Origin of the sequence: Pedobacter riviphilus, from assembly GCF_014692875.1 — a bacterium.
GTDB classification, from domain to species: domain Bacteria; phylum Bacteroidota; class Bacteroidia; order Sphingobacteriales; family Sphingobacteriaceae; genus Pedobacter; species Pedobacter riviphilus.
Window position 1 is genome coordinate 2,665,072 of the sequence record NZ_CP061171.1, and the last position, 25,746, is coordinate 2,690,817.

Annotated in this window: 17 protein-coding genes; 8 read left to right on the forward strand and 9 right to left on the reverse strand. The window is 40.6% G+C overall.

The genetic code is table 11. The features are described 5' to 3' along the window. Window positions 1–169 precede the first annotated feature (169 nt). Window positions 170–1,144, forward strand: coding sequence for a winged helix-turn-helix domain-containing protein (locus H9N25_RS10900; protein ID WP_190328913.1), 975 nt, complete (start codon window positions 170–172; stop codon window positions 1,142–1,144). Window positions 1,145–1,305: 161 nt separating this feature from the next. On the opposite strand, the gene H9N25_RS10905 is transcribed toward H9N25_RS10900, so the two are convergent. Continuing rightward, complete coding sequence (locus tag H9N25_RS10905; protein WP_190328914.1) at window positions 1,306–1,917, reverse strand: class I SAM-dependent methyltransferase; 612 nt, start codon at window positions 1,915–1,917, stop codon at window positions 1,306–1,308. Window positions 1,918–1,949: 32 nt separating this feature from the next. Here H9N25_RS10905 and H9N25_RS10910 point away from each other — a divergent pair, with 32 nt between their 5' ends. Beyond that, the gene (locus H9N25_RS10910; protein ID WP_190328915.1) at window positions 1,950–3,071 is read left to right on the forward strand and encodes a hypothetical protein; all 1,122 of its coding nucleotides are present in this window, start codon (window positions 1,950–1,952) and stop codon (window positions 3,069–3,071) included. Between the two features lie 43 nt (window positions 3,072–3,114). On the opposite strand, the gene H9N25_RS10915 is transcribed toward H9N25_RS10910, so the two are convergent. After that, window positions 3,115–3,387 (reverse strand): class I SAM-dependent methyltransferase, encoded by a 273-nt coding sequence (locus tag H9N25_RS10915; protein ID WP_190328916.1) that lies wholly within the window; start codon window positions 3,385–3,387, stop codon window positions 3,115–3,117. Between the two features lie 897 nt (window positions 3,388–4,284). On the opposite strand from H9N25_RS10915, the gene H9N25_RS10920 reads away from it, so the two are divergent. The 6 genes from H9N25_RS10920 (at window position 4,285) to H9N25_RS10945 (ending at window position 13,872) form a co-directional block, all read left to right on the forward strand. Beyond that, complete coding sequence (locus H9N25_RS10920) at window positions 4,285–5,052, forward strand: methyltransferase domain-containing protein (protein ID WP_190328917.1); 768 nt, start codon at window positions 4,285–4,287, stop codon at window positions 5,050–5,052. A 431-nt stretch (window positions 5,053–5,483) separates the two neighbouring features. Beyond that, complete coding sequence (locus H9N25_RS10925) at window positions 5,484–6,077, forward strand: RNA polymerase sigma factor (protein ID WP_190328918.1); 594 nt, start codon at window positions 5,484–5,486, stop codon at window positions 6,075–6,077. A 99-nt stretch (window positions 6,078–6,176) separates the two neighbouring features. Then, complete coding sequence (locus H9N25_RS10930; RefSeq protein WP_190328919.1) at window positions 6,177–7,331, forward strand: FecR family protein; 1,155 nt, start codon at window positions 6,177–6,179, stop codon at window positions 7,329–7,331. Between the two features lie 286 nt (window positions 7,332–7,617). Next, entirely contained in the window at window positions 7,618–10,911 is a 3,294-nt protein-coding gene (locus H9N25_RS10935; protein WP_190328920.1) for a SusC/RagA family TonB-linked outer membrane protein, read from the forward strand. Between the two features lie 11 nt (window positions 10,912–10,922). Next, window positions 10,923–12,311, forward strand: coding sequence for a RagB/SusD family nutrient uptake outer membrane protein (locus H9N25_RS10940; protein WP_190328921.1), 1,389 nt, complete (start codon window positions 10,923–10,925; stop codon window positions 12,309–12,311). Between the two features lie 73 nt (window positions 12,312–12,384). After that, the gene (locus H9N25_RS10945) at window positions 12,385–13,872 is read left to right on the forward strand and encodes a redoxin domain-containing protein (protein WP_190328922.1); all 1,488 of its coding nucleotides are present in this window, start codon (window positions 12,385–12,387) and stop codon (window positions 13,870–13,872) included. Window positions 13,873–14,055: 183 nt separating this feature from the next. Here H9N25_RS10945 and H9N25_RS10950 read toward each other — a convergent pair whose 3' ends face one another. From H9N25_RS10950 to H9N25_RS10980, 7 genes are all read right to left on the reverse strand, one after another. Continuing rightward, window positions 14,056–14,265 carry a hypothetical protein gene (locus tag H9N25_RS10950; RefSeq protein ID WP_190328923.1) on the reverse strand — a complete coding sequence of 70 codons (210 nt, stop codon included), beginning with the start codon at window positions 14,263–14,265 and terminating at the stop codon, window positions 14,056–14,058. Window positions 14,266–14,349: 84 nt separating this feature from the next. Next, on the reverse strand, window positions 14,350–16,620 hold the full coding sequence (locus tag H9N25_RS10955) for a tetratricopeptide repeat protein (protein WP_190328924.1): 2,271 nt from the start codon (window positions 16,618–16,620) through the stop codon (window positions 14,350–14,352). 311 nt (window positions 16,621–16,931) lie between these two features. Next, on the reverse strand, window positions 16,932–18,695 hold the full coding sequence (locus H9N25_RS10960; RefSeq protein ID WP_223833712.1) for a glycoside hydrolase family 9 protein: 1,764 nt from the start codon (window positions 18,693–18,695) through the stop codon (window positions 16,932–16,934). Window position 18,696: 1 nt separating this feature from the next. Further along, on the reverse strand, window positions 18,697–19,245 hold the full coding sequence (locus H9N25_RS10965; protein ID WP_190328925.1) for a carbohydrate binding domain-containing protein: 549 nt from the start codon (window positions 19,243–19,245) through the stop codon (window positions 18,697–18,699). Window positions 19,246–19,429: 184 nt separating this feature from the next. After that, window positions 19,430–20,542: an IPT/TIG domain-containing protein gene (locus tag H9N25_RS10970; protein WP_190328926.1), complete on the reverse strand. Its 1,113-nt coding sequence runs from the start codon at window positions 20,540–20,542 to the stop codon at window positions 19,430–19,432. A 6-nt stretch (window positions 20,543–20,548) separates the two neighbouring features. Then, a complete protein-coding gene (locus H9N25_RS10975; protein ID WP_190328927.1) occupies window positions 20,549–22,126 on the reverse strand; it encodes a RagB/SusD family nutrient uptake outer membrane protein in 1,578 nt (525 codons plus the stop codon). 22 nt (window positions 22,127–22,148) lie between these two features. Next, entirely contained in the window at window positions 22,149–25,622 is a 3,474-nt protein-coding gene (locus tag H9N25_RS10980; protein ID WP_223833713.1) for a TonB-dependent receptor, read from the reverse strand. Between the last annotated feature and the right edge of the window lie 124 nt (window positions 25,623–25,746).

The window sequence follows — 25,746 nt, forward strand, 5'->3', positions numbered from 1 at the left end:
TTTTATTTCTTTACAAAAAATAAAAAAAGCTCTTCACACCCAAAATGGGGTGATTATTGAATAATTGTTAGGTGGGCTGGTTTGGTTTGTATGGTGTATTAATTACATTTGCCTAAATAATATACCTATGATCTCTGAAAACACACTCCAGAAAGGCAATCAAGGCAAAATGAAATACCAACAGCTTGCCGATCACATTATGTCACTGATTGAAATTGATCAGCTACATATTGGAGATCAGCTGCCTTCTCTCAAGCAGCTGCAGTTACAATTAAAAATGAGTAAGGAAACTTTACTCAAAGGCCTAAATGAACTTGTTGAAAAAGGCATCGTTGAATCTGTATACAGGAAAGGATATTATGTACGCAAAAAGGCCATTCACCATTCCTTCCGCGTGTTTTTGCTGCTTGATAAAATGAATATTCTGCGTGAACAGTTTTATAGGACGCTTTTTAACCAACTGGAAAACCGCGCCGATATAGATATCTACTTTCACCATCATAATTATCAGGTATTCGAAAAATTGATCAAAGAAAATCTGGGTTCATATACACATTACGTCATTGCAACTTTTTTAAAAGAAAATGTAGCCCCGCTCCTGAACCTGATTCCAGACAAGAAAAGAATAATTATTGATTTAAACGAGCAAGGTTTATCAGGCAATTACAGTAGTATATACCAGGATTACGGCTTTGACATTTATAATAGCCTTCATAAATTAAAGGCTGAGTTAAAAAAATACGATCGGCTGATATTGGTTGCCCATCCCGAAGCTGTTCATGCCAGGCTAGTAATTGAAGGTTTTTTACATTATTGCACTGAAACTGAATACCCCTACCTGATACAATCTGAGATTGATGAAAAGACTTTTCAAAAAGGTAATGCTTATGTAACCTTCAGCAGGTACGACACCGATGATGTCATGTTAATTAAGCTTGCGCGAAAAAAGAAACTTAAGTTAGGGAAGGATATAGGTCTCATCTCTTACAATGATACACTTGTGAAAGAAGTGCTTGAAGATGGTATTACGGTCATCTCAACTGATTTTGAGGCAATGGGTAAAACTGTTGCACAAGCCATCCTGGAAGAAAAAATCGTGATTAAGAGAAACCCGACAAAAGTTATTAAAAGACATTCGCTCTAAAGAACCTGTTGATACACAAAACATATTGTGCATATCAACAGGGCAGCAGATTTTCTTATTTAATCAGTTTATTGGCATTGGTTTCCGTTTTTAGGATCGGCCATAAATATCCTTTACATCTAATGGATATTCTATGCTAAAAAAACTTTTAAAATCGAATGTTATTTCCGCACGCACCAGGTCGTCATGGCCCTCATGTTCTGTACATTGGTAGTCTTGATGGGTTCGTGAAGCTGTCCCCCAAGTTTTTTGGTGAGCCTGGCCAGCATTTCCTGGTTGACTAAAAAACGCTCTGATCCGTCTGGAAGAATGTACCTGCCATTCCCGATAAAACGGACCAGTGATTCAATACCGATTTCCGAGGCCAGCCGACAGAAGAAATATCCACCGGGTTTAAGTACGCGCCACATGGAGCTTAACATCGCTTCAAAATGTTCCTGGTTTTCCGCAAAGTGGAGTACAGCAGAACTGATGACCAGATCAAAACTTTCATTTTCAAACGGCAATTGCTCTACAGCCGCTATCCTGAAATTTTCTTCGGGATTGATATGGGGAAAGGCACCGGCCAGATCTTTAAGCTGTGCTATCGCTTCAGGATTCTGATCTACCCCATAAACCTGTACACCACTTCTTAAAAAGTAAAGCAGGTTTCTTCCTGTTCCACATCCAGCATCCAAAACAGTCTTGCACCCATCATAGGTGCCTTTTAGTAATTGGTCGAATAAATAAATATCAATGTTTCCGAAGGTTTCCCGTATATGCTCGCTTTTCATCTCTGGCGCAAAGATATTACAAATAGTCCGGGATGAAAATCATTGCCTTGACAAATCGCATCGTTAGACCAGGTTTTGTAATTAGAGCATCTCCCCTATCCCATTTACTTAAGCAGCCAGGTTCCGTTTTCCGAACAGTCATACTAATTTTGATGTGGTTATTTTATAAAAGCTTATATTTAAGCTCTAAAACTAAACTGATGCTCACGATTATTGTTCATATCGCTCTCGCAATTTTGCTCTTCTTTTTGGTCAATTGGATAGGCAAACATTCTATTTCTATCGGTTATATTGAGATCACTATCTTTAGCCAAAATGAAGACAGCCCTGCTTTCAACTTTCTAATAAGGGTATTGTCCCCTCAAGTTTTTTTAATTGTCGTTGCTAGTATTTTATATGGCTTTAATGCTGACTATTTAGTCAAAGACATTTATCTTGTAAACGTGTATTATATTGCATTTAGGCTACTTGCCAGTATTGCTCTAGGAAGGCTATTATTGCTCAATTGGTATAAACAAATTCTTTATTGGATTGCTATCATTTCGTTATCGTATGTACTCTACATTAATGTAATTCAATATAAAAAGAATATACTACCAGATTTATCGACTTTATCTAACGAACTTTGGATTGTGATTTTGGTATTCATTTACCAAGTTATGAACAACTTGGATTTTTCTTCTGCAAAACCGGCAGAACGTCGGGAGAAATACATCCACAAAAATTACGATTTTCTCAAAAAAAAATATGGCAGTATAATCCATAGTATTACTCAAAACGAAGCTTTGGATATTATCGTTTACGCCATTTTAATTTATGAGGACTTCAACCGTCCCCGTATTGTGCGATGGATTGAATATGTTGCTTTCTTTCTCAGCACAAAACCAAAAACACTCGGGATCATGCAATTCAGGACAAATAACTATATTGGAGATTCAGAGAGCGTTCGTTTAGGAACACAAAAGATCTTTAATAAATTTCAATCCTTAAAGCAATCTGCACAATGGTCTTTATATGAAAACGATTACCAAGTTGCGAGGGATATCATCGCTGACTATAATGGAGGAGAGAGCTACGCCAATGAAGCCATTAATTTAATGCATAACGTCCAGAGGATGTTTTACCCGAACACCACAGATGAACTTTTAGTTTAGCTGATAAAGTTCAAACATCCTAACCAGATCAAAACTTTCATTTTCAAACGGCAATTGTTCTACCTACTCTGAAGTTCTCTTCGGGATCGATATGAGGAAAGGCACTGGCCAGATTTTTAAGCTGTGCGATAGCTTCAGCGTTTTGATCTACCCCATAAACCTGTACACCACCTCTTAAAAAGTAAAGCAGCTTTCTTCCTGTTCCACATCCAGCATCCAAAACAGTCTTGCACCCATCATAGGTGCCTTTTAGTAATTGGTCGAATAAATAAATATCAATGTTTCCGAAGGTTTCCCATATATGCTCGCTTTTCATCTCTGGCGCAAAGATATTACAAATAGTCCGGGATGAAAATCATTGCCCCGAGAAATGACAGCGTTAGCACCTAGTCTTGTGCAATAGCGCATTGCCCCTATCCTATTTACTTTAGCGACTTAGTTTCGTTTTCCGGAAGAGCAAAAGACCCCAAGTCTATCAGCATCCCCAGGCCTAATGCTGCCCCTGTCTTTATCGATGGTACCTTACGCATAATAAGATAGCAGTTTCGGTTGGTTAATGATCCTGTTATTTCCAATAGGCATCGGTAAATTTTTCCAGAAAGTATTTACTAAATTCATTTTGCAAATTATATGACGAAAAATTATCATCTTGTATTTTCCATCTGCGTTCACCAAAACCTTCTGCGCTACTGCAAACCCATACTTGGATAAGCGACAGCCCGCAAAAAATCGCCTTCTCAAATATTCACTCATCAAATATCAGATCCTAAATGGCTTAATATTCAGCAAGTTATCAACACACGAGCGAGATAACCACCGATGTTATTTTAGTTTTTGCATTGCTGCTTTTTTGATGTAAAAATCTGATTAACAGATTTAGAGTATAGGGATTGCACGGAAACCTTTAGGTAATCCAAAAAGAAATTATTATTTACTATTCCTATCATGTATAAACATAGCCCCATCGGGAAAAAGCAAGCATCGTTTCAGAACAAAAGATACAGCAGATGCACATGCACAGGCGCGGAAGATAACAGCCAAATTTATCTCAAAACTGTAAACCTATGTTAGTTGTTAGTAGAAGACAGTAGCATTAACGATTCGCGAAGACTGACATTGCTGCCCAATTTATTCAACTTTTAGCCTAAAAAATCATTATTTAAATTAAGTAGTTATTCACCATTTGTAAAGTATCACATAAAAAAAGGAAAATATGCCCTGGGATCCAGAAATTTACAACAAGTTCAAAGACATCCGTTACCAGCCATTTTTCGATTTAGCGGATTTTATCCAGCCTGCTGAAAAAATGAAAGCAATTGATCTTGGCTGTGGTACGGGTGAGCAGACAGCCATCCTGACTGAAAAATTTGAACAGGCCTTTTTTCTGGGCGTTGATACTTCTGCCGAAATGCTGAGGCAGTCCAACGCGCTGGAAAGCGATCGACTGCATTTCCGACAGTCGTCTACGGAGGAGGTAAACAGAAGTACTGAAAAATGGGACCTAATCTTCAGCAATGCTGCCCTGCAATGGTCTGATGATCACCAGCAACTTTTTCCGGGACTGATCCAAAAGCTCCATACCGGAGGGCAATTTGCTGTGCAGATGCCGGTACAGAAGGAAAATTTACTTAACAAAATACTTTTCGAACTTATACAGGAATCTCCTTTTGAAGATTTTCTGAAAGGCTGGAAGCGGGCTTCCCCAGTATTGAGCATGGATGAATACGCGCAAATATTTTTTGACCAGGGGTTGGAGGATATCCAGGTCGTTCAAAAAGTCTACCCCATTATTGCCAGCGATTACCAAACGCTATATAATTTTATTTCCGGCTCTTCGTTAATCCCATATCTGGAGCGCCTTGAAGGGGAACAAAAAGAGTTTTTTATCCGTACCTATCAAGAGAGGATCGCAAAACATTTCCCGAAACTTCCTGCCATTTATCCTTTTAAACGATTACTTTTATACGGTAAAAAAGCTTGATTATTCACGAAAGACTTCAGCAATTAAATACTTTAGTTTCGATCCAGTAATTGTGTTGGAGGGTATCCAAAGTCTTTTTTAAGGACATAGGAAAAGTGAGAAATGTTTCCAAAGCCAACCTAAAAAAATTTGCCTGTCACTTTTGCTCCTCTACAACATGTTGTGGGCGAATTTAAGACGTTGTTTTAGCCACCTTTGCGGGGTGGATTAACGAGCAAAAAAATTGGACGGAAAATTCTGCCCCTGATACCCGGACCTCCGGAAAAATGGGCATCGTAAGTCACCGGATTCGTGAAGACCGTGCAGTTATGGTTATACTTAACCAATTTCTTCAGGTGCAGCTTTTAAAGGGGGACAATTTAGGTGAATGACGTTATTGCACCTTTACAGCAGATTATTCTATATTTTCTTCTATATTCGTTTTATAAACTATGCCATCCCTAAACCATGTACCAGATATCGAACTGATCTTGCTGATAAACCAGGAAGATGAGCAGGCATTTACCGAAATTTACAACCGTTATTGGGAAAAGATGGCATCTTATGCGGTGAGGTTAACCAAATCGGAGGAGGAAGCTGCTGATATAGTGCAGGAAATCTTTGTATCGATCTGGAACAGAAGGACTACCTTAGTGGTTAAAAGTACTTTAGGGGCTTATCTTATTCGCAGCACCCGTAATTTATGCTTACGGTATATCGAAAGAAATATCCACAACAGTGATTTTTTAGATAAAATAAACGAACAAGCGGTTGATAATAGCCTGAATATTGAAGAAAGCATCTCGTTAAAAGAATTACAGGGAAATATTGATCTGGGGATTGCCAAATTGCCTAAAAAAATGCGCGAAGTTTATCTTTTGAGCCGCGATGAACAATTGTCGTACCGCGAAATAGCCAAAAAACTCAATATTGCTGAAGGGACAGTTAAAAAACAGGTAAGCAATGCGATCAAAATAATAGCCGATTCTCTAAATGGCAAGCTCTCAGCTACCATGATGGCCATATTTTTACACCTTTTAAAGTGATAAAAAACTTTTTTTATTTTTTTTTAAATAAATCTACCACCAAAACCGCTTTTTCGGAATATCTATTTGTAAGTCACACTCAATGCGCTTCAAAAACCTATGAAAACCGAACAGGCAAAACAATTAATACAGCATTATTTAGATGGAACAGCTTCTGCAAAAGAAGTGTATCTGGTTGATTCTTTTGTGGAGCAGCAGTTACTGGAAAATATTTGGAATGCCGATGAAGCGCAAAAAGCGGTTTTTGGCGAAAAGTTGAAAGCACGCATTGATGCACAAAGGTTAAAAGGGGAAGACAACAGGCAAAACCAGGTGGTAAGACCTAAAACGATTACCCGGCGCCTGTGGATCATCGCCGCTTCGGCAGCAGTGCTGGCTTTATGTTTAATGGGTAGCTTGTTTGCGATCAAGAACAGGACTGAAGACCGGTCAGAGCGCTATGCCAACGATGTGGCACCTGGTGGTAACCGCGCCATTTTAACGCTTGCCGATGGTCGCAAGATCGATTTATCAGATAGTAAAACCGGAGAACTGGCCATTACAAAAGGACTAAACGTCAAAAAGGCTGCGGACGGCTTACTGATTTTTTCTGTTATTGATAATGGAGGAGCAAAAGAGGAAGGAAGAAATAATACCGTAACGACCCCGTCAGGTGGCCAGTATCAGGTAAAACTGCCCGATGGCACCCTGGTATGGTTAAATGCAGAAACGAAATTCACCTTTCCGAGTCATTTTAGCGAAAAAAACAGGCGGGTAGAACTGGATGGAGAAGCCTATTTTGAAGTGAGCAAAGATAAAAACCACCCTTTTATTGTTAAGAGCAAAAAACAGGAGGTAGAAGTTTTAGGTACGCATTTCAACATTAACAGCTATGAGAACAGTTTAGGCACCAAAACAACACTTTTAGAAGGCTCGGTAAAAGTAAAAGGAACAAGAGGTGAAAAGATAATTGCCCCAGGTGAGCAATCGGTACTGTATGGCAATACCATTGAGGTAAATGCAGTAGACCCGACATTTGCCATCGATTGGAAAAATGGCGAGTTCAGGTTTAAAAACGAACCTTTACCCAGTATCATGCAGAAACTATCGCGGTGGTACAGTGTTCAGTTTGTGATGAATGTTCATTCTGAGCAAATGCCTTCTTTTTCGGGCTCGGTATCGCGTTTTGATAACATTTCTGAAGTGCTTAAAATGCTCGAAGAAACAGGAAATATTAAATTTTATATCAACGGTAAGGTAATAACCGTAAAGTAATATTGCCAACAGCCTTAACCACGCTGTTTAAATAAATCAATATCAACTAAAACCAGAAAAAAATGAAGAAACCACTACAGGAACAGCGTTAAATAACACAATAGGTTTAGAAGAAAAAACCATGGAAGTGTTGGAAGCACGACCATGGCTATGATCTGAGTTAACCTTTTAAAAACGAATTCTAAGGTCCATTTACGCATTAACCCAAACAAACGAAAGTATGAATATTTATCCTTTTTATCAAGGAAGGCATTCGGCATGCCTTCCTAAAAAAATCCTGTTAATTATGAAACTCACCATCATCATCATGACGACTTTACTCATGCATGTTAGTGCCAGTAGTTTCTCGCAAAAACTCACCTATGCGGCTAAAAACATAACCGTAGACCGGGTTTTTAAAGAAATAGAAAAGCAAACCAACTACAGGGTATTGTACGCCACCAGTACGCTGAACGATGCGGCAAAGGTGAACGTAAACTTTAAAAATACGCCACTCAAAGAGGTAATCGAATACCTTTTAAAAGATCAGCAGTTAACCTACAACATTGAGCAAAATACAGTACTGATTAAGAAGCAAGAGCGCTCATTTATTGAGAAAATAGCTTCAGTTTTTACTTCATCGCGCTTTAACGGCCGGATTGTTGACGAAAACAATGTACCACTTGTGGGTGCAACCATTACCGTTAAGGGCAGTAAAAAGTATGCCTTAAGTGGATCCACTGGAGCATTCGTCCTCGATCTGGAAGAAAATGATGTGCTGGTTATTTCTTACATTGGCTACGAAACCAAAGAACTGAAAATAACACGCGGTTTATTGCAGAGTGGTGTAGCCAGTTTGCTCGATATTAAATTAAGCCCTTCGGCTTCGTCTTTAGATCAGGTGCAGGTAGTTGGTTATGGTAGTACCACCAAACGCAATAATACAGGTGCAGTGAGTTCGATCACTGCCGAAGAGATAGGTAAACAAACGGTAGAAAACCCCTTACTGGCGCTGCAAGGCCGCATTGCCGGTGTGCAGATTACGCAGGATAACGGTTTGCCAGGTGCTGCTGCCCGGATGAATATCCGTGGCGCATTTACTGGCGTATCTGGGGCAGGTTATATTCCATTGTACATTATTGATGGTGTTCCTTTTACCTTATTTAATGGTGCCCAGCCGGCTACCGATAATCTGAATGCTAACGGAGTAAGCGCTGCAAACGGCGGTGTGAGTCCGTTCAGTATCATTGCACCTGAAGATATTGAACGTATTGATATTTTGAAAGATGCGGATGCAACTGCCATTTACGGTTCGCGCGGATCAAATGGCGTGGTATTAATTACTACCAAAAAAGGAAGTAAAGGTAAAACGGCTTTTAATTTCAATGTGAATTCGGGTGTAAGCAATGTGGCCAATTATATCCCGATGATGAATACGCAAGAATACCTGGCTACCCGTAGGGCTGCCTTTGCACGTTCGGGCGTTACCCCAACCACTGCCAATGCCTTAGATTTAACGGTGTGGGACCAGAATGCCTATACCGACTGGCAAAAATACTTTATTGGCCATACCGGGCATACCACTAATGCTACCGGATCAGTTTCTGGAGGCAATGCACAAAATTCCTTCCTGTTTTCTTCAACCTACCGTAAGCAAAGCACTGTTTTTGGAGGTGATTTTGGCGCCACCACTTTTTCAAGCAGGTTAAACGCTGGTCACAAAAGTAGCGATGGCCGCTTTAATATAGATGGTTCGGTAAACTATACTTATATGAAAAACCTGTTGCCCTCTACCGATTTGAGTACCATTTACAATCTGGCGCCTAACTATCCCTTGTACAATGCCAACGGTAGTGTAAACTGGACATCTACCAGTCCCCTTTCTTACAGCCCTAAAACAACCAATGCACAAACCACTAATTTGTTCAGTAATGTAAACCTTTCGTACCGCATTATCGATGGTTTGGTGGTTAAAGCCAATTTGGGTTACACCTCAACCCGTTTAAAACAACAGCAAATTAACCCGGCCAGTTCGCAAAATCCGGCTACTGCGCAGGTAAGTTCGCTAAGGTATACTGATAATGATAACAACAATTACATTATTGAGCCCCAGGCGGTGTACACCACCAAAATTGGAGAAGGTAACCTCGAAGCTTTAATCGGTACCACTTTTCAGCAGACTAAAGCAACAGGGATCTTTTTAACCGGTACTGGATTTAACAATGAAAAGCTGATCAACTCATTGTCAAGTGCTTCTTCGGTGGTTACCTCTTACAGTGCCGATGCGATATACAGTTACACTGCAATTTTTGGCCGCTTAAATTACAACTGGCAGGGCAAGTACATTGTTGATGGAACCTTCAGACGCGACGGTTCATCACGTTTTGGGGGTAACAACAAATTTGGGAATTTTGGTGCTGTAGGGGCATCATGGATTTTTACCCAGGAAGATTTTATGAAGAACCTTAGCTTTTTAAGCTTTGGTAAATTAAGGGCCAGTTATGGTATTACCGGTAACGATCAGATCCCGAATTACGGCTACCTGTCACTTTATACCTCTACTGGTTCTAGCAATGTTTACGATGGGGTAAGTACTTATGTTCCTTCGAGTATTCAAAACCCTGATTTAAAATGGGAGACCAATAAGAAACTGGATATAGCAGTAGAATTGGGTTTCTTAAACGATCGGATTTTGCTAAAAGCTGATTATTACCGAAACCGTGTTTCTAACCTGCTAAACTTTATTACTATCCCCTCTCAAACAGGTTCAACGGGTTATACAGCCAATTTAAATGCTACGGTACAAACCAAAGGTTTTGAATTTGAGTTGAATACCATTAATGTAATAGCCGGCGGTTTTAAATGGAATACCAACCTGAATTTAACCATCAGCCGCAATAAATTACTGGCTTTTGATAATCTCGAAAATACTTTTTATGCCAGTTCTTATATTATCGGACAACCAACTGATATCAGGAAGTTTTATAAATATACAGGCGTTAACCCGGCAACAGGTTTACCGACTTACCAGGATTTAAATGGCGATGGCAGCATTAGTTTTGCTGGCGATAGGTATGTGGGCTATTATGGCCATCCTTACTTTGCCGGCATGAACAATAGCCTAAGCTATAAAGGTTTTGCACTCGATTTTATGTTCCAGTACAATCATCGTTACGGCATATTAAATTCGACCTTAAGCTCAAGCCCTGCTGGTATTAACTACACCAACATGAGCACTGCCCTGTTAGACCGCTGGGGAGCGGCGGGCGATACAGCGCTTTTCCCGGCTGCTTCTACCGTTAACGATCCATCTTATGGAAACTTAACTTCGTCGGATGTAAACTGGGGCGACGCTTCTTACCTGAAACTGAAAACAGTAAGCCTGAACTATACTTTCCCCAAAGCAATGGCCAGTAAATTAAAACTATCCAACCTCAGCGTGTACGTACAGGGGCAAAATCTTTATACCTGGGCCAAACAGAAATACACTTACGACCCTGAAACTACCTTGCCGGGCACTGGCCCGGGTTTGGGCACAGGCCAATATATTGCCTTCCCGCAGGTGCGTACCATTGTATTCGGTTTAAACTGTTCATTTTAATCAAGGAAATCATGAAAATTAACTATATATTTTTCAAAAAAATAATGGCATTGGGCTTGGTTTTAATGGCAATGTCGTCATGTAAAAAATTTGTTGAAGCCGATTTAGCCAATAATCTTATCGCAAAGGAAGATGCCTTTAATACCGATAATTCGGCGACCAGTGCTACCTTATCACTTTATTCTTATTATTCAACAACAGATCACTTAAAATTCAGTACCTTGTTTGGCGGTTTATTAGCCGATGAATTGCAGAATACTACCTCAAATGCCGATTTAATCCAGTTCTCGCAAAATGTGGTAGCACCAACCAATACCAATCCTACCGGTTATATCTGGGGCTATTCTTATCAAACCATCCGCTATTGCAACCTGATTCTGGATGGTATTGGTCATTCTACCGGAATGACCACACCGGTGAAAAACCAGTTAAGTGGTGAAGCTAAATTTTTCAGGGCCTTAATGTACTTTAACCTAGTAAACTTTTATGGAGGTGTACCCATCACTTCAGAAATAAACGAACTCGATAATGCTTTTAAACCAAGGGCTACAGTTGCAGAGGTTTATGCACAGATCTTCAGCGATTTAAAGGATGCACAAAATCTGTTGCCCGCTACTTATGTAGGTAGTGCCGCATTAAAGGTCAGGGCAAACAAATGGGCAGCAACTGCATTATTGGCTAAGGCTTACTTGTATAATAAAGATTATGCCAACGCCGAGGCCGAAGCAACCAAAGTAATTGGCTCAGGTACTTACAGCATGGCTACTTTATCAAATGCCTTCATTAATACCAGCAGTGAAACCATTTTGCAGTTATCTACCTTGTTTGGTGTATCGGCCTTTAGCACTTACCGCACAACCAGTTCGGCAGCTAATGTAGCGCCACCGGCTTATGTGTTGTATAACAATTTCACCAAAGATTTCGAGCTGAACGATAACCGTAAGACCTCCTGGGTTGATTCGACTACTTTTAATGCCGTTAAATACTACCGGATTAATAAGTACAAGGTACAATCAGCCACAGCAGCAACTTTGGGTAATGAATATACCGTGTTGTTGCGTTTAGGAGAACAATACCTCATTAGAGCAGAGGCCAGGGCACAACAATTGAATATTGGTGGTGCACAGGACGATATTAACGTTATCCGCACACGCGCAGGGCTGGGTAATACCACTGCTGTTACACAAAGTGCATTGTTAACGGCTATTGCCAAAGAACGCAAACTGGAGCTTTTTGGGGAGTATGCCAATCGCTGGTTCGATTTAAAACGTACCGGAACTGCTGACGCAATTTTAGGCGCCTTAAAACCAACCTGGAAAACAACTGCGCAACTGTTGCCTATTGGCATGGACCAGATTTTACTGAACAATAAACTCACCCAAAACCCTGGCTATAACTAAGAGATTAAAAATTAGTCTGCCTGAAATTAAATTCAGGCAGACTAATGATTTCAAAAAATAAATATAAAAGCTTATGAAATTATTAAAAACTGCCTGCTCAATACTGTTATTGCTAGTTGCTATTAATGCAACAGAGGCACAAACCACCAAACCAGCCGACACCCTGGTTCAATACCTGGATAAACTGGTAGCCTCTAAAGATTCGGCTGATAAAACTGTGTTAAGGGCCAGATTGGCTGATTTATCAGAAGCTAAAACCGAAAAAGAAGTATTAACAGCTGCCAATTATTATTACCGCATTGGCGATACTAAAAAATCCGATGCCATCTACAGCAATATCGCCACCCGTTTCCCTTTGGGTACACGAGCCAGAAATGAAGCTTCTAAAGATTTTTACCTCCTTAAAACCGCTGCCGAAGCCGAAGCCGCTTACAAAGCCTGGATAAAAAAGTTTCCGCCAACAATGTACGAGAATATCAAGGTAGACGACCGCCTGGCTTACGATTATGTAAGAGCCGTGATTGCCGGTAAATTTGCAGCCGAAAAAAATGTCGCCAAAGCTAATGAATATGCCAATATGCTTGAAGTTGATTTCTGGAAAGGTAATGCTTATTCGGGCGTCACCGGTGCTTTTTATAAAAACGGCGATTTAGCCAATGCCGAAATTTATGCCAAAAAAGCAATGGATAATTCTTTTTCTTATGTGGATGGCAAAAAAGGCAATGAGAACTGGGCCAAATTTTCAGCTTCGGCCTATGCGGGCCTAACCAGTACTTATGCTAACATTTTATTCGAAAGGAAAAAATATGCCGAGGCTTTGAAGTATTCGGAGATTGCCTATAAAAAATCGACTAGCCTAAGTCCTAATTTAAACTACCGCTATGCGCAAATTTTAATGGGCTTGAATAGAAACCAGGAAGCTTACGATAAGCTGGAAGAAGTGGTTAAGGCCGGTAAAGCGACCCCGGAAATAGTTGCCGATTTTAAAAAACTCTACGTAAAGTTAAAAGGTAATGAAAGTGGCTTTGATGCTTATGCAGCCTCCATTAGAAAGGCTTATTTGGAAAACTTGAGCAAGCAATTAACCAAAGACATTGTAAAAGAGCCGGCTGCGCCTTTTTCATTGACTGATTTGAACGGCAAACAGGTTTCTCTGGCTGATTATAAAGGCAAAATTGTAATCCTCGATTTTTGGGCAACCTGGTGCGGTCCGTGCAAGGCTTCATTCCCCGCAATGCAAATGGCAGTAAATAAATATAAAGACGATGAAAATGTGAAATTCCTTTTTATCCATACCTGGGAAAAAGTAGCCGATCCAGTGAAAGATGCAGCCGATTACATTAAGGGTAAGAAATATTCATTTGAAGTGCTGATGGATCTTAAAGATGCCCAAACCAAGGTAAACAAAGTGGTAAGCAGTTACAAGGTAAACGGTATCCCAGCCAAATTTGTAATTGATGCGGCGGGAAACGTAAGGTTTAAATTAACAGGTTTTGACGGTAGCAACGAAGCCGCTGTTGATGAGCTGAGCATGATGATTGATATGGCGAAAGCCAAATAATTAACAAAGAAGTCAGGTCCTTAAAGCCTGACTTCTTTGTTAATAAGCGAGTGGGCAAAATAATAACTAAAAGTGTAGAATAATGGATGATAACATTCAGGTACTTCTATACACTGTAGGGTTTATATCCGTTTTGTCAAAAAAGACATTTTGAAAAAAATTACAACTACACGCAGCAGATTATTAACTGAAATAAACTGTTTTATCTTTAGTGTTTTCGGTAACAATATCAGCAAGCAGCGGTTTACCTAGCTCGTTGGCTTCAACAGTCAGCACCAGTACAGATCCGAATGGCAGATAACGTACTTCTGTTTCACCTGCCATGTACTCGCCATAAGAACAAAAGCCTCCCTCATCTTGAAAGAGACTTTTATTTCTTAAACTAAGGCACATTTCGGCAGCAATTAATATTCAATATCATCTGCCACATCACCGCCTTGGGCGTTGGCGATTAATTGCTGATATTTTTCTCCGTATTCATCCTCTTTTTAGAAAAGAGAACAGTCCACCCCTTTTCCATTCGTGTTTTCGTTTTAACGCTTCTTCGTTTTGCGGCGCTATTTTCAAAATATTATTTACGGTTTCAATTGCGGCATCAACTTCTCCGGCAGCTTTACAGCCATCCGCATATTGTAATGCAGCCATTATCCATGTGTCATCACATCGCCATCCATTTCTATCATAACAGGCTATCGCAGCCAGCGAATAATCGATAGATTCATCCCATTCCTTCAACGCATAACTGCACTGTGCCAAACTCAAATTGGTGTTGCAGGCGATACTTTCATCACTTTCATTGACGGGTGGCTGACAGGTACCAAGCAGTATATTTAAATTTTCTTTAGCACGATTATAATCTTCCAGGAAGAGGTATGACATGCCCCGCATAAAATATACCTTCTGAACAGAATCCACCGTGATGGCCTCACCTTTTATCGACTGATAATTATTGGCACACGCTATGCATTGATGATAATCCTTTAACTGATAGTAGTTTTGCATCAGCATATACCAGGAAGAGTTATCATCCGGGTTTTTATCCAGCTCATCTTTCCAACGCCGGGTGGCATCTTCCAGGCTGCCTTCACTTAAAAGGTCATGGCGTACATTTTGGACAACAATATATTTTTCGCTTAATGTAAACAGTTCCCGTTCTGTTAACCCATTTCCATAGGTTTTAATAAAGTTGTTATATTCCTCCTCCACTTCAGTTAAATGCGCCTTCGCCTCCTCTTTCAGGCCGAGGCCATAAATAGCCGTGAGGTATTTACCCTTTAAATCAATATAATCTTCAAAGCTTAAATAATCGCTGCCATAAGCCGTTGCCTGCTCCAGCACATCAACTGCTTCCTGATACCGTTGAGTTGCCAGCAATGCAACGCTTAAGCTATACAGTTGCTCCCAGAAAGGAGATAACGCATATCCGCGCTTATGTATTTCGATAGCATTTTCATAATCTCCCAGCTCGCTTAAAGCTATCCCGTAATTATTACAGCACATCGCAAAAATATGCGGTTCATTGTCGCCGCTATCTCCCTTACCATTATAGAAATAGTTATAGAAAGCATCGTAAGAGATTTTGTAAAAACCAGCCCTGATCTGTAAAAGTTCCCGGGCATTGCTTTTAGTTCTGATCTCTGCCTCCGACTCATAAAAGAAGCTTACCCCGGCATTGTAATACATAACGGCAGAGTCTTCCGGCCATTCTTTAATTAAGGGCAATTCACCGTTTATCCGGCACGAAATTTCAATGAAGCGTTGCAGGCCAAGGGCAAGTCCTCCTAATTCTATACTTTTTTGCAAGTATGGCAGCGCTTCATGATAACTTTTAACCTCATATAACGCTGCACCTGCATAGTGATAAGGCACAGACCAGTCGGGATAGGTTTTTATATAACTTTGTGCTAAACTCAATAACTCAACGGTACCACCATTTACACGTTCTTTATAAATCTTAAGTGCAATAAACATGGCGTATATAATGGATTGGCTGATGATGCCTTCCCTGGTCAATTCATCCAATCTAAAATATAATTTAATTAACTCCTCATCGGCATCACCCATAAATAATGCAATCTGGGCTACTTTTCCACCTAACTCATAATCCTGGTTATCAAGTGCCAGGTGAGCAAACAGGCAATACACGCGCACATCTTTATGCCGGAAAGGCAATCCTTCCCGGTATGCCCCAAGCGCATTGAAAGGGTCGTTCTTATGTTCTAAATACAATGCTGCCTTTTTAGTGTACAATACACCTATTTCATAATCGGCACGACCGCGATCTTCCGAAATGTTTTCTTTACTGATATTTATTAAAAGATCTAAATCTGCTAACGCATGGTCGATGTCTCCACTTTGGTAATAGGCTTCCTGCCGGTACCGGATGGCTTTTAACCTGGTATCAGGAAGATTTGATATGGCCAATTGGTTACAGTAGGCTATAGATTCAGATAAATTAGTACCCCTTATGCAAATGTTAATATAAGCTATAAACAGCATCGCTTCTTCATAACCTGGTGCTAACTTGAGCAACGCTTCAAAGCTACTAATGGCCACCTCTAGCATATTACCTGCATCTTCACTATTATACGATAGCTCAAATGCACATTTGCCTTTTAGTAAAAGCCCATCCGGGCTGTCAGGATTAAAAAGCAGGAAAAGATTTACCGCTTCAAGGCATTCTGCATAATTGCCACTGTTACAAATTGATTGTAAATGTTCGAGATCTGCGATGTTTTGTTGTTGCATATGTTTTTAATCGGATAGATGAATCCAGATTTTTGTCTGGATATGATCAGAAACAAAATTAAACATCAGGGTCAAGGGCAACTAATCTTAACGTTATACAAAACGTCTACTACATTACATTAAAGTGTCTACAATACATCTACAAGTCCTCCATTCTGTATTGGAATAGAGCTAAAAAATGTATTGCGCCATGTCTATAGGCATATCACCAAAGGATAAAGCATGGGTTTCTACCAAAGAACGCTCTCAATCTCAAGTGGCAGGAAAATCAAAAAACAGCTACCGAATAGAACAACAATCCACTATTTTGTTCATTTTTTTCTTACCTTTTGAAGACACTCCACTGCATTTGCCACATATACCAATGGCGCATTCCAATTAATGGCAATTTCGTTACTTGCATAAGAGTTAACATCATCCAGGTACGACAATTCGGGTTCGTCATTATACTTCAGTCCATCTTGTTTTCCTCGATTTGGCCCTCCAACCAGCAGACCCGGAATAGGTTCGGCAACACCATCTGCGAACGACAAGCGGTGGTGCGGGTGCATAGGTGATTTGTAACCTACCCCCGTTACAAAAGAATAACCGGTTGCATTTTTGCCCAGAATGTAATCCAGATTACTAAGGGCAGCATCGAGATAAGCATCCTTTTTGGAAAATAAATAAGTATTAATGAGCAATATGCTCTGATTCATAGCTAAAGAATTACTTCCCCATGCAAAGTCGTAAAGCGAAGCGCCGATTACGGTATGATAGGGACCTGTTTCAAAAGCAGCTAAGTAACGATTGGCAAGGCCGAGTATCTTCTTCTTCAAAATACTGGTTACACTTTTGTACTGTTCAGGAAGCTGCCCCTCGCACCTGATCAATGTATAATATCCCAATGTACCTACATTATTCCAGCTAGGTAAGCTTACCGGAGCATTTAAACGCGCAAAAAAAGCATCATAATATTCTTGTTGCCCGGTTGAGGCCAATAGTTCTGCCGAGGCCCAGGTCCATTCATCTTCGAAGTTCCCATCACCATAACCTCCCGTTGTTACCTTTAGGTCTGACATTTTGTTGAGCGCATCCTGATCGTAAGCGATGTTTGGATTTTTTACCGACCAGCTCCAGGCCTTTTTAGCAGCTAACAGGCAGCTATCTGCCAGCCCAGGATATTGTTCAGGGAATGGCTTAAAAATACGATAAGCCTGTGCGGCAACAGCGGCTAAATTAAGTGTTGCTGCAGTACCTTTTGCCACCACATAACGTTTTGATGTTGCTTGATCTGGCATGATCATCCCGTCGAAATTAAGGTTGGTACACTTATTATAAACACCACCGTCAGCGGGGTCCTGCATTTTAAGCATCCATCGCAAATTGTAAATGGCCTCTGTTAACACATCGGGAACTTTATTTTTCGCATGGGGAATATGCGCTTCCAAACCTAAAAAATATTCAGAAAAATCTTCATAAGCAGAAAGTAAGGTTGAGGTTGAGATACCGCTATTCACCACATATTTATTGTAATCTCCTGCATCGTACCATCCGCCCGCAACATTAATCTTACTATCAGCCTTTCGGTTTTTAGAGGCGGCCGATGGATGAATATAAACTGAAGTATCTGGATGCCCGGCAGCACGGTACCATTTTCCTGCGTAGTTCACATCCAGTGCAGAGGAGGCGCGCTGGTAATAAAATGCTTTTAATGCGGCAACTGCAAGATCGTGGTGCACACCATCAGCAATTTTAAAAACAGGAGATTCAGCCCCTCCGGCAATACGGATGATATATTGGCCAGGTTGGTTAAAGCTGCTAAAATCGGCAATTCTTGTATTAATTTTTGAGTAGCCGGTAGTTTTTGGCTCAGATAATACACCTGTGTACACAGATTTTCGGTCTGGCATGGATAATAACTCGAATTTATTTTCTGAAACTGCCCGGAGCACGACTGCGCTTTTTTCCAGCTTTGGATAATATCCCGACTGGTTCAGAACAATATCAGGAATCTTTATTTCCTGGGCAGTGGCCGCAGTGGCAACCAGCGATAACCATATTAAAACCGACCTGTACAACATGCAATTCATCATACTACAAATACTTTTCGAACTCGGATTGAGTAATTACTTTAAGACTTACATCATCTACGAACATGGTGCCAGTGACATAACCTAGTGCAAATAACAACTTTATTTTCGTAATACCTGGCGGAATAATATATGCCTTTTCATACAGCTTCCAATCGGCATCTCCTGTAACTGAGGCAATGTTTATTCCCTCGCCTGTTTTAATTTCCTGTTTGTTAAGGGTCTCGAAAAGAAATAATGCGCCGTTCCAGGAGTTTTTTCCGGTACTCACTGCATCTACTTTAATTTTGGCACTCATGAGTATATACTGGCTATTTTTAGGCAAAGATACAATCTGGTGCATACCAATCCACTTAGAAGAATCTGAAGAAAATATAGCACCGCTCATTTTTCCAGAATTATACATGTAAGGTGTTGCCTTGGCCGAATAATCGACCCATCCGTCTAACTCATTTTCGAAGCCACCATTAACAACCAGATTTTTTTGTGCCAAGGCATGGGTACTGGCTGCCAGCATCATGATGCCGGCAAGCATATATTGTATCAATTTCATTAATCAAGTATTTTAAAATTATAAATATGGAAGAGGTTGGAGCATTAAGGCTAAATTGTCATCCTGAGCTTGTCGAAGGACCTGTTTTAAATTTCTTAAAGGCGTTTCGACAGGCTCAACGTGACAAATTCGATTGAATTATTATTTATAATACAACCTCTTTAAACTTAAATATTTCCTTCAATTAATACACTCCAATATCATCCAGATAAATGGTTTCTGGTGCGTTGCCACTCAGCTCCTGAAACCCGATCCAGTTTACACTTGTAGGTTTACCCGGCTGACTGGCATTCTGGAAACGATCTATCGGAACCACATAATTGGTCCACTTGCCCGCATGCAGTACCACACTTACGTTACGGTTGTCAAAATCACCTAATGCAACCTTTACAACTTTACCCTCAGTACCGGCTGTGCCATAAATAGAAAACTTAACGTAGGTTTTGTCGGTCAAATCAATAGGGCTGTTACTGCCAACGGCATATCCTGCATAGCTTCCGGTATAGGTAAGTTTGATCGCATGCGTACCGCGCTTTACCATCTCAATGTTATTCACATCGGCGTTAGCACCTCCGAAGTTGAAATCGTAACCAGCTGTTATTTGATCATCATAAAATAAATGCCTGAATCCAAATGGCAGCAATATCGGAACCACAACGCCATCATAAGATACATATGGGCCAGTACCTGTACCACCCGGAGTAGTAACACTTACTGCCCCCAGCGCAGCAGTTGGAACAGTTACCTTCAGTTCTGTACTGGTTGAAGAGATTACCTGCGCTGCTGTGGTACCGAACTTAACGCTCGATACCTGATCAAAACGTAAGCCGGTAATGGTAATCACATCGCCAGGGTTACCTGCAAACTGACTCAGATCGCTAATCACCGGAGCAGGTTGTTTAATACTAAAGTTAAAGGAAGTACTACCGTATGAATTAGTCAATGTTAATTTTCCCGTTTGATTGATCCATGTAGCGGTTGTCGGGATCATCACGATAATGCTGTTATCACTAAAAAGTGCCGTATTAAGATAAGCTGAAGCCCCATTGAATTCTACTTTATTGGTTGACTTTAAATTTACCCCTTCAATCACATAAGTAACGCCAACATCGCCAGAAGTAACTGTTGAATCTAGTGGAGTAAGTTGAGTATCTCCTGGCCTCACCAACGTACGGACCCTGGTAATGCTTGGCGCCCCCTGCCCTTCTTTGTCTTTTTTGCAGGAGGTAGCAAAGATCAGCATGCAAAACACGCCTATCAGATAAAGGGCAATAGTATTTTTATATAACGTTTTCATATTAGCTTATTTAAAATTGTAAGGCACCGGAGGCAATAGTAATTTAGGATTTAGAATGGTTTCTGTTGTAGGATAAGGTAAACGGAAATTGGCATCGGTTGGGGTATACTTTTGTCCCCAGATTACTACGGGAGTAGTGTTGCTGTAAATTCCTCTTTCCTGGTTGGAAATAATGGCAATTGCTTTAGGATGCGAAGTAACATTAAAACCATCTAACCGGCCCAGATCAAACCAGTAATCAGCCTCAAATACGAATTCCATACGGCGTTCCTGGTAAATATCTGCGATAGTGATAGAGGTTTTAGGGATGAGGCCTGCCCTTTTTCTGATTTTGTTAAAAGGGATAAGCGCAGCATCATCAGAAGTACGGTCTGCACCAGCAAGAACTGCCTCTGCTTCGATTAACAATACATCGGCATAACGCATTAAATACGTATTGTTTGCTGTCGAAAATGCGGCACCTTTACCCCCATTATCTGCTGGTGTGCCTACTACATATTTTTTAATAAAAGCCGGCATCCCCTGGGCCACCGCTCCGGCAGGCAAAGTGTAACCACCTTTAGCCTGGTTAATTTCAGGATAAACATCGCCCTGCATCATCACCGTTGGCTTTCTCCTTAAATCGCCGGGCTCAAAAGCGGTGAGCAAATCGATAGAGGGTGTAACGCTTCCATAACCGTCGCCAGTACCCGTAATTTCGGAGTTAAATGCAAGAAAAGATTGCAGTGCATTACCATGGCCATAGGAAGATCCACCCAACCATTGAATGGCTGCAACACTCTCTTCGTTATTATTATTGGCCGTTTTAAACAAGTCAGCATAAGTTTTGCCCGAAATATCTATTCCATACAATTTAAATTCGCCACTGTTGATTACCTGTTCTGCTTTTAACCTGGCGTTAGAATAGTCGCGCATGTACAAATAAACCTTAGACAATAATGCAGACGCAGATCCGCTGGATACTTTACCCTGAGAAACAGAACCCGTTCTGATCATTTTATCACAATTTTGTTCGGCAAACTTGAGATCATTGATCATGAACTTATAAACATCAGTTACCGGATTGGTATTAATCTGATAATTGCTCACATAATCCAGGCTATTTTCGATAATCGGCACGTTTCCCCATGTTCTTACCAAATAAAAATAGGCCATTGCCCGCATAAATCTGGCTTCGCCAATTGCATTATTAACTACTGGCGCCGGCACGCTCGCTGGCACTTTTGCTTTCAGGTTATTAATTAGCGCATTAGATTGAGCAATTACACTGTATAGCGAATTCCAGGCTGATGCCAATTGGGTATTATCTCCTGTTACAGAAAAATTCCCAAAATTGATCACATCCGGAGAATAAGTGTGTGCATTACCGCTTAGCAATTCTGAAATACACCATGAAGCTTTGGCATTCCAATCGAACCACGGAGAGTTGTACAGGGCAATGGTACTGGCCTGAACCTGCTCGGTGTTCTGGTAAAAATTATCGGCACTGAGTGCATCCTGTGGAGGAATATTAAAAAAGTCTTTTTTACAGCCAGCGCTAACAATGGCTATAAAAATAAAGCTGTATATTAAATATGATTTCATTTTGTTCAATAATTGTAGGTCACTAAAATTGTGCATTTATTCCAAAAGTGATGGTCCTGGCAATTGGATATCTACCCAGGTCGATATTATTTAAAATGGCACTCTGGTTCATCGCTCCGATTTCCGGATCGTAGCCCTTGTATTTTGTAAAGGTGTACAGGTTTTGTACACTTGAGTACACTTTTAAATTAGAGAATTTAAATTTCCTGATCCACGAAGCAGGTACCTTGTAACCCAGACTAACATTCTGTATGCGTAAAAAAGATCCGCTTTCTACATAACGGTCAGACACGAACAGATTGGGATTATCAATACCGATTTTAGGTGCAGGAATATTGGAATCAGGATTCTGCGGCGACCAAAAATTACTATATGCCGCATATTGATTTTGATACACAGCTGCCAGGTTACCCATGGTGTTGTTTAACAGGTTCATGATTTTGGAACCATAAGATCCGTTCAGAAACAAGGTAAAATCAAAAGCTTTATAACTAAAAGTATTGGTAATGCCATACGTGAATTTAGGATTTGGATTTCCGATCGCCGTACGGTCTTTCTCATTAATTACCCCATCACCATTAACATCTTCATATTGCACATCGCCCAGCCAGGTACTGTTGCTGTTGTTGGCAATACCACGACCAAATTGAACCGGAGCTGATTGAAGCTGCTCTTGTGTTTTAAATATCCCCTTTACTTTATAACCATAAAATTCACCTACCGATCTGCCTACTACTGTACGGGTAACCGGGGTTTGCAGGTAAGCGTTGGTTATTGTTCCGAAAAGTTCGGTAAGGCCATTACCAAGCGCTTTAACTTCATTATTATAATGAGATAGTACCAGACTGGTATTCCACTTAAAATCGGCCTTATCAATATTGTGCGAGTTAATGTTCAAATCAAAACCTACGTTATCAATCTTTCCAAGATTTACGTAAGGAGGGTTAATACCGCCCAAATAATCTGGACCACCAACCAAATAGGCAGGAAGGGTAAGCTGAAATAAGAAATCTTTTGATGTTTTCTTGTAAACATCTATGCTCGCGTTAATCTTACCGTTTAGAAAGCTCATGTCAACCCCACCATTGTACTGGATAGAGGTTTGCCATTTTAATGATTTATTATCAATCCGCCCGGCAAGAAAACCAGTACCTAAACCTGTTTGTGAAGATCTTAACAAAGAGCTGTATAAATAATTGGGAACATCCTGATTGCCCACTTCTCCATAACCCAAACGGATCTTAAGCCCGCTCACAACCTTATTGATCCCCTTCATAAATGATTCTTCAGACAATTTCCATGAAGCCGCAAATGACGGGAAATAACCTGTCTGAGCACCTTCGGCGAACTTAGAAGTTTTATCTCTCCTGATGGTAGAAGTAAGGCTATATCTGGAGTTGTAGGTATAAATGGCACGGGCATAGATTGATTCCTGGCGTTGTGTACCAATGTATTCATCGTTGGTAGCAGTTATGGCCTGCCCTAAATTTAATGACTGTACGTCGTTACTATAAAATCCCTGACGTGTTCCTTCAATCCCCCTCCAGTTCGATTGTTGAACCTCGTAACCCAAAATGGCACTCAGGTTATGCTTTTGACCAAAAGTCTGGTTATAATTAAGATATTCTTTCCAGATCAAAAATGTACTTTGCTGATACCTTTCTTTTAAAGAAGCAGTAGGATTGGTAAAACGGCCCCATGAATAGCTGGGCGTAAACACATTATTATCAGAGAAATTAAAATCACCTCCAAGTTCCGATCTTAGTGATAACGATTTGATGAACTTAATTTCGTTATAAATATTGGTGTTAATGTTACTCCTGTTCAATCTATTTTTGATCTGCTGGGCCTGGGCTACCGGATTTAATGCCGCGGCGGCAGCAAGCGGATCTGAAACAGGAGGACCTGTATACGAACCATCAAGGTTGGTTACGGCTAAATCAGGTGCCTGTAGTAAAGCATTATAAATAATCCCGTTATTATCACTGGTCACTACATTTTCTGCAGATCGGCTTCCGGTTAAGGTAATTCCAAGTTTAAACCATTCTTTCACTTGGGCATCAGCATTTACCCTAAGGCTATAGCGGCGAAAATCGGAACCGATAACGGTACCGTCCTGACCTAGATATCCACCAGAAATGTAGTAGTTTAATCCCTCTTTACCTCCAGAAACAGCTACCTGATGGCTCTGCTGTGGCGCAGTTTTAAATATTTCTTTTTGCCAGTTGGTACCCTCTCCCAACACAGAAGGATCTGCAAATTCGACCCTTCTTCCGGTGCCGTAAATATCGCCCAATGAGTTTTGGAGTACAGCATACTGGCGAAGATTCATTACATCCATATACTTTGCCACACGCTGGAAACCGTAATAACCATCATAATTTATAGAAGAATTACCGCTCCTCCCTCTTTTGGTAGTGATGATAATTACCCCGTTTGAAGCCCGGTTTCCGTATATTGCTGTTGCAGATGCATCTTTTAGTACATCGATCGACTCAATGTCATTTGGATTGATCAATGATAACGGACTTACAGTAGTCTGCGAATTGGCATTGGAAGATGAGGCCTGTAAAGGAGATCTTCCACTGGTACTCTGATTGCCCGCATCGCCTGAAATTGGCACCCCATCTATCACATATAAAGGCTCATTACTACCGCTTAAAGAAGTTACGCCACGTACACGCACAGATGTATTGCTACCGGGTGCGCCAGAGTTTTGCGAAATCGTAAGTCCTGAAGCCCTGCCCTGCAGCATCTGGTCGATACTGGTTTGAGGTACATTGGCAATATCGGCCGCTTTTACAGATGCAACAGCTCCATTAAGATCTGTACGTTTTTGCGTGCCGTAACCAATTACCACCACATCAGAAAGTGCTGTGGTTTGTGCCTTAAGTATCACATTCAGTATACTTTTGCTGCCAGGACTAATTTCCTGGGGCTCCATTCCAACAAAAGAAAATACAAGAGTGGTTGATCCGGCAGGCAGCGAAATCTTAAATTTACCATTAATATCGGTTACCGTTGATTGTTTGGTACCCTTTACATTAACAACTACCCCTGGAAGCGTTACTCCTTTTTCATCGCTTACTGTACCAGAAATCTCCATATCCTTAACGGAGATGGTTGTAAATGGCGAATAGGCATTCTTTTTAAGGATAATGGTTTTTTTGATGATTTTGAAATCAAGGTTGGTATTTTTCAAAACTGTGCCCATTACCTGCTCAATGGGCATGTCGGTTACATTAAGGTTTATTTTATATTTATCATCTATATCGGCACGCCTGAAAAGCAAGTGGTAACCACTCTGTTTTTCTATTTGCTTTAAGATGGAAATGATGTCAGAATTGTTCTGTTTAAGCGTTAGATTCTGACTGAAGCTGCTAGCGCTAACCTGCATCAGGGTAAGCGTAAAAAAAAGCACTACGAGTCTCATTGTTAATAAGATTTGGTAAGAATCACGGCGCAATACCTGCCTGATCCTAAAAAATAAATTCATATCTTTATGGAGTTTTGGTTAAATTATAATGTTGTCTAAATCGGATTGTAAGTAACCTTTACATAACCGGATGTGCTGCGAACACGATCCGGTTTTTTCTTGAAAAGCATGGTCACCCATTTAC